This window comes from Vreelandella nanhaiensis, from assembly GCF_003990185.1.
Classification (GTDB): Bacteria; Pseudomonadota; Gammaproteobacteria; order Pseudomonadales; family Halomonadaceae; genus Vreelandella; species Vreelandella nanhaiensis.
Genome location: NZ_RZHF01000023.1, coordinates 1 through 8,647 on the forward strand (window position 1 = coordinate 1; position 8,647 = coordinate 8,647).

The 8,647-nt window shown below is 54.1% G+C and carries 8 protein-coding genes and 2 pseudogenes; 3 read left to right on the forward strand and 7 right to left on the reverse strand.

What is annotated here, in order from left to right:
- The first annotated feature begins 84 nt into the window (after nucleotides 1-84).
- Complete coding sequence (locus ELY38_RS14990) at nucleotides 85-1,326, forward strand: IS110 family RNA-guided transposase (RefSeq protein ID WP_127061437.1); 1,242 nt, start codon at nucleotides 85-87, stop codon at nucleotides 1,324-1,326.
- A gap of 223 nt (nucleotides 1,327-1,549) precedes the next feature.
- Here ELY38_RS14990 and ELY38_RS14995 read toward each other — a convergent pair.
- The 4 genes and pseudogenes from ELY38_RS14995 to ELY38_RS15015 form a co-directional block, all read right to left on the reverse strand.
- Nucleotides 1,550-2,227 (reverse strand): annotated as a pseudogene (locus ELY38_RS14995) (IS30 family transposase); the annotation flags it as partial.
- 182 nt (nucleotides 2,228-2,409) lie between these two features.
- Nucleotides 2,410-3,701: pseudogene (locus ELY38_RS15005) on the reverse strand (ISL3-like element ISPpu12 family transposase).
- A 21-nt stretch (nucleotides 3,702-3,722) separates the two neighbouring features.
- Entirely contained in the window at nucleotides 3,723-4,235 is a 513-nt protein-coding gene (gene lspA / locus ELY38_RS15010) for a signal peptidase II (protein ID WP_127063054.1), read from the reverse strand.
- Nucleotides 4,236-4,238: 3 nt separating this feature from the next.
- On the reverse strand, nucleotides 4,239-5,138 hold the full coding sequence (locus ELY38_RS15015) for a cation efflux transmembrane domain-containing protein (protein ID WP_127063055.1): 900 nt from the start codon (nucleotides 5,136-5,138) through the stop codon (nucleotides 4,239-4,241).
- 95 nt (nucleotides 5,139-5,233) lie between these two features.
- On the opposite strand from ELY38_RS15015, the gene cadR reads away from it, so the two are divergent.
- The gene (cadR, locus tag ELY38_RS15020) at nucleotides 5,234-5,641 is read left to right on the forward strand and encodes a Cd(II)/Pb(II)-responsive transcriptional regulator (protein WP_035566955.1); all 408 of its coding nucleotides are present in this window, start codon (nucleotides 5,234-5,236) and stop codon (nucleotides 5,639-5,641) included.
- A gap of 173 nt (nucleotides 5,642-5,814) precedes the next feature.
- On the opposite strand, the gene ELY38_RS15025 is transcribed toward cadR, so the two are convergent.
- Nucleotides 5,815-6,900: an OprO/OprP family phosphate-selective porin gene (locus ELY38_RS15025; protein ID WP_113271303.1), complete on the reverse strand. Its 1,086-nt coding sequence runs from the start codon at nucleotides 6,898-6,900 to the stop codon at nucleotides 5,815-5,817.
- Between the two features lie 280 nt (nucleotides 6,901-7,180).
- Here ELY38_RS15025 and ELY38_RS15030 point away from each other — a divergent pair, with 280 nt between their 5' ends.
- The gene (locus ELY38_RS15030) at nucleotides 7,181-7,501 is read left to right on the forward strand and encodes a TorF family putative porin (protein ID WP_206604600.1); all 321 of its coding nucleotides are present in this window, start codon (nucleotides 7,181-7,183) and stop codon (nucleotides 7,499-7,501) included.
- A gap of 65 nt (nucleotides 7,502-7,566) precedes the next feature.
- On the opposite strand, the gene ELY38_RS15035 is transcribed toward ELY38_RS15030, so the two are convergent.
- Both ELY38_RS15035 and ELY38_RS15040 read right to left on the reverse strand, forming a co-directional pair.
- Complete coding sequence (locus ELY38_RS15035) at nucleotides 7,567-8,337, reverse strand: copper resistance protein B (protein ID WP_127063056.1); 771 nt, start codon at nucleotides 8,335-8,337, stop codon at nucleotides 7,567-7,569.
- A gap of 9 nt (nucleotides 8,338-8,346) precedes the next feature.
- Nucleotides 8,347-8,647: multicopper oxidase domain-containing protein (locus ELY38_RS15040; protein WP_185858999.1), on the reverse strand; the 301-nt coding region annotated here is incomplete at its 5' end.

Consider the following 8,647-nt stretch of genomic DNA (forward strand, 5'->3'; position numbering starts at 1 on the left):
TAGTACTTGCTGAATAAGCAGGTTGGAGCCAGCCATCTGTACCAAAATCTCTGATGCCAATCAGTGGATTTAGGAGATGTACACATGGCTGACAACGTAAAGAATAGCTCTGTGAAGGTGATGATCGCCATCGACATTGCTAAAACGTCCCATGATGCGGTCATTTTATGGCCGTCAGGTCGTACCAAAACGTTTAAGTTGCCTAACACGTTAGTGGGTTATCAGAACCTCCTTCATGCAGCAGAAGCACCTGCTGAAGATATTTTGGTGGCCTTTGAACCAACGGCTGACTTTCATCGTAATATTGCCTATTGGTTAAGGTCTCAAGGCGCCTTGTGCCATATGGTGTCGTCTTTAGCCTGCGCCAGAGCGCGTGAAATGTTGTTTAAAAGCTGGGATAAAAACGACAAGAAAGACGCGCGGGTTATCATGTACTTGATGCAGCAGGGCATGATGCAACCATTTTACGATCCGTTAGTGAATGAAATGTTAGATATTCAGGAGCTTGCGAATACGTATTATCAAATCTCACTCGCTAGATCCCGCTGTCAACATAGTTTATTTAATCATTACCTCACCCTCTTTTTTCCAGAAATGGAGCGTTTTTTTAATAGCACCCGTGCCGTATGGTTTTGCCGCTTCTTGCTGAAATTCCCTACTCCACTAAGTATCACGCGCTATAAAAAAACGACCTTCGTGCAACGTGCTTGGGAGGTAGTGGGGAGGAAGGTGGCCAAACAGCGTTTTTTAGAAGAGATGTATGAAGTGGCAGAGCAGTCGATAGCGTTACCCGTACCGCTTAATAGCCCCGCAATTGCCACCTTCAAATTGCAGATCAGACGTTATTTAAAGCTAACAGAGCAACGGCAGCAAATCGAAGAAGCCGCTGACCAGTTGATATCTCACCGCGATGATTACCAGCGACTTCGGACATTGCCTGGTATTGGTCCTATCATTGCGTTAGTTATTATTGCCGAAAGCGGTGACCTAACGCGTTTTTGTCATTATCGCCAATACCTTAGCTTTTGCGGCTTCAACTTGTCGGCAAGTCAAAGTGGTAAACAACAAGGGCATTACCGCTTATCAAAGCGAGGCAATGCACGTTTACGGTACGCCTTCTGGTTGGCAGCCACGGTCGCCATCAGACAGCGGGAAAATACATTTCGACAGAAATACGAGCGCTATATTCGGGCAACCCCTGATGATCCTGATATCAAGCGGAAAGCCCGTGTGGCAGTGGCTGTTAAATTAGCCCGCGTCGCGCATGCTTTAATAAAGACAGGTAGTGATTATCGAGGCTATTATGAGTTCGGTTGTGAGACGTAAATCTGTGCCGTTAGGGCGCCCAGTGACCCTGTAGATAATGCTCAACGCTCACAACCGTTCCAAAATGCTTTGTTAAGTCCTGTTGGGCCATTTGGACCCTTGTACACTATGGTAAGCACCCTTTAGATCTGGTTGCGACGTATGAGCCTGAGTAGTGAGTAAGTGTTCCGATGCCGAGCACGAAGTGAGATTTTGTGTACATATTGAGCGGGTCCGTAGGTAGTCCGTTATCCAGCGTGATGGTCTGGCCAGCGCCCCGACGAGGCTTCAGCAGGCGGATCATGGCCGCTTTCATCAGCTCCGCCGAGCCCCTGGGCAGCCTTGCCGCCAGCAGGTACTCGCTGCGACGCTCGACCAGCGTGACCAGGCCTGAATGCTTGTGCCCCTGGAGTACGGTGTCGCCCTCCCAATGGCCGATAAAGCGCCGGTTTTCGACCTCAGCGAGGCGGTGCTCGATGCCTATCCGGTTAGGGATCTTGCCAAGCCCTGAGCTCTTGGCCTGAGTGCGATGCTTGCTGCGACGTTTGGGCTGACGCAGATGCTGCCAGAGATCGCCGCCCTGCGCCTTGTCATCCCAGATTAAGTAATAGATCCACTGATGGCTGACACCGACGCCTGCCAGGGGCGCGATGAAGCCGCTGATCTGCTTTGGGCTCCACTCCTCATACAGCCTGCCGACAACGGCAGTGATCATGCTCGGCAGGTGCTTCGTCCACTTCCAGGCGGTACGACGCCGCTGATCACTGAGCACCTGAGCCTGCTCGGGATCGTAGCCACAAGAGGTGGCGTTACGGCGCAGCTCAAGGCTGACGGTGCTGTTATGGATGCCAAGCTCTCCGGCGATCTGCCGCTGGCTCAGGTCATGGCGGGCGTAGATCTGTTATCGTTGGATCTGGGTCAGCTATCGGTATCCCATGCTCTTCTTCACTTTGGTCGGTGAGCCGAGAAGGGTACCGGCGCTGGTCCTCCTACCTCTACCGTGCTGTCCAAAGTGCTGCGTTTATTCTATGAACCCAGGTTTAAAAGGGTATACGGATTTAATGGTTGATGGGGCACCTTCACCCCATCAATCTGATACCACCCTCAGATGGTTGATAGATCGACTCCGTAGTTGAGTTCCTCTGCGAAGTCCGGCAGTCCGTAACCGATGGTTTTCTTGTAGAAAGGAGAGACCTTCGCAGTCGGTGCCTTCTTCTTGTGCTTCGTGGTGTAGAGCATTCGTGCCCGCATCACCTCGAAGGAGTAACCGCGCCCTTCACGGTTCTTGTCCTTGGCCAGTCGGTTGATGGACTCCGTGTAAGCGTTGGTGACGGGCATGTCCGTCTCGAAGTAGGTCATGGTCTCTTCGCGCCAGTTTCCCACTGCCCTGACCAGATCGCTCCAGACTTCCTTTTGGCCCTTCGGGATGGTGGCTATCCACTCGTCCAGGGCGGCTTCTGCCTGGAGCCGTGTGGTGGCGTCCCAGATGCCGTAGAAGCGCTCCTTGTGCTCGTAGGCGGCCAGCAGTTGCGGGAACGCGCCTGTCCAGGTCTCCATGATGAGGCGCTCCCGGTCTGAGACTTCGTGAGCGCGTTTCAGCAGGATTTTCCGGTCTCCCTTGAGAGTTCGGCTCTGGGACGGTTTCAGCTCCTTTCTGAGGCCCTTGCGCACCCTCTCTAGGGCATCGTTGGCCATGCGCACCACATGGAACTTATCGACCACGATACGGGCCTGGGGCAGCACAGCCTTGACCGCTGCCCGGTAGGGGTTCCACATGTCCATGCTGACGATCTCGACCTTCTGCCGGTCTTTCAGCTTCATCAGGTAATTGGTCACCACGTCCTGGCGGCGGGTGGCCAGCAGGTCGAGCAGGGTTCGCTCCTCGATGTTGGTCAGGATGCAGCGGTAGCGCTTGTTCAGGTATAGCTCGTCAATGCCCAGGATGCGGGGCGTCTCGAAGCGGTGCCAGCGCCCCAGGAACTCGGCGCGGGCGTTGAAGATGTCGCGCACCGTCTTCTCGTCCAGGCCGGTCTCTGTGCCGCCACAAAGGTGTAGGGGTGGTTGAAGGATTCCTTCTCCACGTACTCATGCAGCCGCAGTGTCATACGGAATCCGTCCACCACCTCCGGTAGCTGGGGCCTGAATGTTGTCTTGCAGGCCCGGCAGGTGTATCGGCGGCGGACCAACCAGAGAGTGACCCGCTTGCCTTGGATGGGCAGATCACGATGGGGAACATCACGCTTGCCGAACCGCACGAACTCACCCTGCACGCCGCATTCCTCGCAGGCGATCGGATCGGGCACGTCCACCTGGAAGTGCATTTCGTCGTCGGTTGATTTGCAGCCCAGTACTTGGTATTGCGGCAGGTGAAGGATGTTGTCGGGAAGTTCGGTCATGGTGTTGTATAGGCGTAGGTGTCAGTCAGATCCATCCGGCTCGGCATTGGTGTTTGTTTTTTTACCCAACAAGCTGCCGGAAACGAAAAGTAAGGCACCGAGGACAATTGCAATATCAGCCAGGTTGAAGACCGGCCAATGCCAGTCTCGCCAATAGAAATCAAAGGAATCCACAACATAGCCGCGAAAGACCCGGTCAATCAGGTTGCCCATGGCGCCACCGAGGATAAGACTGTAAGCGATGGCTTCTCCTTTATGACGATTTTCAAGGATCAGCTTGATCAGAAAAATCGAGACCACCACCGCGATTCCGATAAAAAAGTAGCGCTGCCAGCCTCCACCATTCGCAAAAAGACTGAATGCGGCACCGGTGTTCCATAGGTGCACCCAGTTAAAGAACGGGGTCACTGAAATAGACTCGCCATAGGCCATTGATTGCTGCACCAGCCATTTTACGGCCTGATCAGACGCTGCCAGCAGGCCCGATATGGACAACAGGGCATACGGCGAGAGCTTTTTGCCAATAATGAGCATTATTTAACCCTTCAACGCCAGAATGCGTCTGGCACCGTTAAGTACAATGACCCCCGCGATGGTGCCGATAATCAGATCCGGATAATTGGACCCGGTCCACGCGACCAGGGCGCCGGCGGTGATGACCCCCAGGTTGATCACCACGTCGTTGGCCGAGAATATCCAGCTTGCCTTCATGTGCGCCCCGCCCTCCCGATGTTTGGATATGAGCAGCAGACAACTGGTATTGGCAATCAATGCGACGAATGCGATAGCCATCATCACCAGCGATTCAGGCTCACTACCGAATACAAAGCGTCTCACCACCTCTACGAGCACGCCCACAGCCAAGATCAGTTGCAGTACACCAGCAAGATGCGCGGCACGTACCTGCATTTTCACGCTATGTCCAACCGCATAAAGGGCAAGCCCGTACACCGCCGCATCGGCAAAATTGTCCAGGGATTCTCCAATCAGGCCGGTGGACTGGGCGATCAGACCGGCAGTCATTTCCACCACGAACAGAAGTGCATTGATGCCGAGCAACCAGCGCAGGGCCCCGGATTCTTGCTTAGCAGAAGCTGCCGAGAACTCGGCGGCCTTGATGGTCTCCGGATTTGCAGCGACGGTTTCCTGAAGCGAGGCGCCTAGCCCCAAGGTCTTCAGTTTCGAGGTGACGGGCTCGACCTCGCCGTCATGCACGACCTTCAGCCGGCGGTTCGACAAGTCGAAGGACAGCGCTCGAATCTCCTCAAAGCCGTTCAGGGCTAGGCGAATCATTCGCTCTTCTGATGGACAGTCCATCTTCGGCACGGCATAAACGCTGACCCATCTCCCCGGCGCTTCGGAGGAGGCCTGTATATCGGTATCCGCCGCGGACGTTGCATCACCGCCACAGGCGCCGCCACCACAGGATTTGTTCATGATACGACTCCACTTGAACAATGTTGTGGTACCATTTAAAACTATAAAGCTACTATAAGGTCAATAGAGTAAAGAATCCGTTGGGGAGGAGGCTGATGCGTATTGGTCAGTTGGCGCAGTTGGTAGGGGTCGAAACACAGACGATCCGCTTCTATGAACAGCAAGGCTTGTTGCCGCCGCCTGATCGGCAGGACAACGGTTACCGTGTCTATACCGAGAAGCATGGTGAGCGGCTGGCCTTCATCCGTCGCTGCAGAATCCTAGGCCTGTCACTGGCTGAGATTCACGAACTACAGAGCTATCAGGACGACCCTCATCAGCCTTGTACCGCCGTCAACGCCTTGCTCGATGATCACATCTCTCATGTGCGGTCGCAGATAACCGCTCTGCAAGCGCTTGAGAAACAACTCGTTTCACTGAGAGCGAGTTGCAACGATGACCGGGAAGTTGAGGCGTGTGGGGTTCTTGCTGGAATTAGCGAAGGAAACATGCACCAGCAGTAGGTGAAGCATCAACCAGATAATCCGATGAGATGCCGGTCTGTCTCACTCTCATGCAAAGGTAAGATCAACCATTTAATCCGCTTACCCATTAATATCTGCCCAAAACCTGAGTATTTCATTAACTCTCAAGAACTATATCAAGCCGCAAACTCATTCAAGCGACCTCCATGCGGTCAAAATGCATATTGTAACCTCGCACGCACTTCATCTCCGCTAGCGCCATTGGCTTCTTCGCCATCCATGTAGCTCATTCCAAGTCGAACATTCTTGTTGGCGTAATAGTTAACGCCCAGTGTTGTTTGCTCACCGTCGGTCGTGGCCAGCCCCACATCACTGTATTTTCCGTCACCATCCTCAAAGCGGGCAACAACTTCCCAGGCCCCTTTGGGTGATGCCGGTTTTACCCGCTTGAATGCTCCGGCTTTGTAAGGACGGCTTTCGCCGGTGATGATCCAGCCAAGCTGTACGTAATAGCCATCAACATCCACCTGGCCTTCCTCGGAATCGAAATATTCGGCCTGGGCATGGAAGGGCCCGAAAGCGCCGGCGAGCTCCAGATTAAACGTATCGACCTCATCGGCCTGAGTGTCGGCATCACGCGTGGTATAACCCGCACCAAGATGAACAACCATATTGTTCGTTTGAATCGGTGCAACCGTGCCCCGTGCGGTTACTGCCGTGTTATTGAAGTCGTCGCTGCCATTGCCGTCTGCCTCGAAGTAGCCGATACCGTAGGTCCAGTTGCCGCCTTTGCCACTGAGCTGGATGCCGCCGCTGCGACCGGGGGCATAACGCTCGGTCATGGCAGATCGCTCAAGCGCTGAGATGTCTTTTGAGCTCGTTAATTCTTCCAGGCCGAATGGCTCTTTCTGTTTACCGATAGTCACGGTTGCAGCTGAGCCAAATCCCATGTAACGAATGTACAGGTCTTCAGCAGTACCGCCGTCGGCGCCATCACTTTCAGCGACGTTGAACTGGGTCTTGTACGCCCAGTCGCCAAAGTGGCCCTTGGCGTAGAGGCGTGCCCGGCGCACATCGAAATCGGTAGTGTCAACACCGTTGTCGTCAGACTGCGTGGCGTCGTAATCCCACTGAATGCGCCCGCCGAGCTGAAAAGACGCAGAGTTATCCGACACTTTCACTTTGATACCGCTGTCGGTATCGATCACAAGGTCTTCGCCGCTGGTCGTAACGTTTCCGGCCTGTGCAGCAGAAGCGGCAGAAATCGCCAAAGCCAAGCCCAAATATTTCTTGCTCATGATCTGTCTCACCTTTTTCGGTTTGCTTGTGTGTGTTGAAGCGCGATTAAAGTCTATTTGGCAAAGATTACAGAATGGTTACAGAGAATGCATCAAAACAGGGCGCTGGTCCGGGCCGGTGACAGGTTCTGGGGCGCTAGGTGTTGCGGTCGTTTTTCGGGGGCAAGCTCAGAATGTGCCGATTTGTCTCTATAATTATGATAAAAAAGAATAAATAAGATGTGGCAAGACTTTTGCTGATCATATTTGGAGCAATGAAACCCAACCGAAGGTATCCATTATGAAGAAGCAGTTTTTCACCAAATCCGGATTTATCAGTATCACTTTGCTTGCAGCACTTCAGGCTGCGCCCGCCATTGTTAGCGCTGACGTCAGCTCAAATGTGAGCGCCAGCAGCAACTATCTGTTCCGGGGCGTCACCCAGACAGACGGGGCTGCGGCTGTCCAGGGAGGGTTGGATTATGAGCATGCGTCGGGCTTCTACGCCGGTGGCTGGGGTTCCAATGTCGATTTTGGTGACGGCACCAGCTATGAGCTTGATCTTTATGCCGGATTCTCCGGCTCTGTGGAAGAACTGGGTTATGACGTTGGGTACATTTAAAAATAAAAACAATAAAAAAAACGTCACCAATTGGTGACGTTAAAAGTTACCCATTACCAGAGTTGTTAGAACATCATTCTAACACCGGCCACCACTCCAGTGTCTTCCGTGTTGTCGCCACTGGCGCGGGTGAGATCCGCCGTGTCGCCGTACTCTTTCTCCCAATAAGCACCGATGTAGGGGGCGAAGCGGCGGGTTACCTGATAGCCCAGACGCATACCGACACGAACGGAGTTAAGCCCTTCGCCCACGCCAAATTCTCCAACTTCGCTGGCGGCCACGGCGATTTCGGTACGCGGCTGTAGGTAGAGCCGCTGCGTCAGGCGCAGATCGTACTCGCTTTCCAGGCTGGCGGAGATATCGCCTTCATCGCTTATCCTCAAGTCGAGATCGGTCTCGAAGCGATAGGGGACGAGCCCCAATAGGCTGATGACGCCGAAATAGCGTTCGGGATGGTCATTCGTAGCGATACCGCCCTGATAACCGATGCCGCCCTGAAGTTCCCAGAAGTCGGCAATCAAACGACTATAAAGCAGGTCGAGGGACTCGAATTCTGCATCTTCGCCATCGCCCTGGACGTTTTCGCCTTCGCCTTCCACGTATAGGCGATTGAAATCACCGCCATACCAGGCCTGGAAATCCCAGACCAAGGCATCCCCCCCCTTGTCGGGCGAAGCATATTCCAAGCGATCGACCAGTACCGTGGTCATCGGGTGCTCCACGACCGGTGACGGCCAGCCGGCCGGGGCGTCATAGCCGTCTTCGGCTTGAGCAGTCGTGGCGGCGGCCATGCCGAGGGCGGCGCTGGCGAGGGTTACGTAGTGCTTGGTTTTCATACTGCCTCCTTAAGAAACCTGAACAACGCGGAACATGCCGGCATCCATGTGATAGAGAAGGTGGCAGTGGAACGCCCAACTGCCCTCGGCGTCTGCAGTGATCAGCGCAGACACGCGCTCGCCGGGCTTCACGTTCAAGGTGTGTTTGCGCGGAATCAATTCACCCTGGCCGTTTTCCAGCTCCATCCACATGCCGTGGAGGTGGATAGGATGCTCCATCATGGTGTCGTTAATGAGGATAAGGCGCAGTCGCTCATCTTTCTCAAAATGAATGGGGCCGGTCACTTCGCTAAACTTCTTACCGTCGAAC

Coding starts and splice junctions, on each gene's coding strand:
- ELY38_RS15035 (WP_127063056.1), bottom strand. CDS start 8,337: ATGAAAACCAAGCACTACGTAACCCTCGCCAGCGCCGCCCTCGGCATG.
- ELY38_RS15030 (WP_206604600.1), top strand. CDS start 7,181: ATGAAGAAGCAGTTTTTCACCAAATCCGGATTTATCAGTATCACTTTG.
- ELY38_RS14990 (WP_127061437.1), top strand. CDS start 85: ATGGCTGACAACGTAAAGAATAGCTCTGTGAAGGTGATGATCGCCATC.
- ELY38_RS15025 (WP_113271303.1), bottom strand. CDS start 6,900: ATGAGCAAGAAATATTTGGGCTTGGCTTTGGCGATTTCTGCCGCTTCT.
- lspA (WP_127063054.1), bottom strand. CDS start 4,235: ATGCTCATTATTGGCAAAAAGCTCTCGCCGTATGCCCTGTTGTCCATA.
- ELY38_RS15015 (WP_127063055.1), bottom strand. CDS start 5,138: ATGAACAAATCCTGTGGTGGCGGCGCCTGTGGCGGTGATGCAACGTCC.
- cadR (WP_035566955.1), top strand. CDS start 5,234: ATGCGTATTGGTCAGTTGGCGCAGTTGGTAGGGGTCGAAACACAGACG.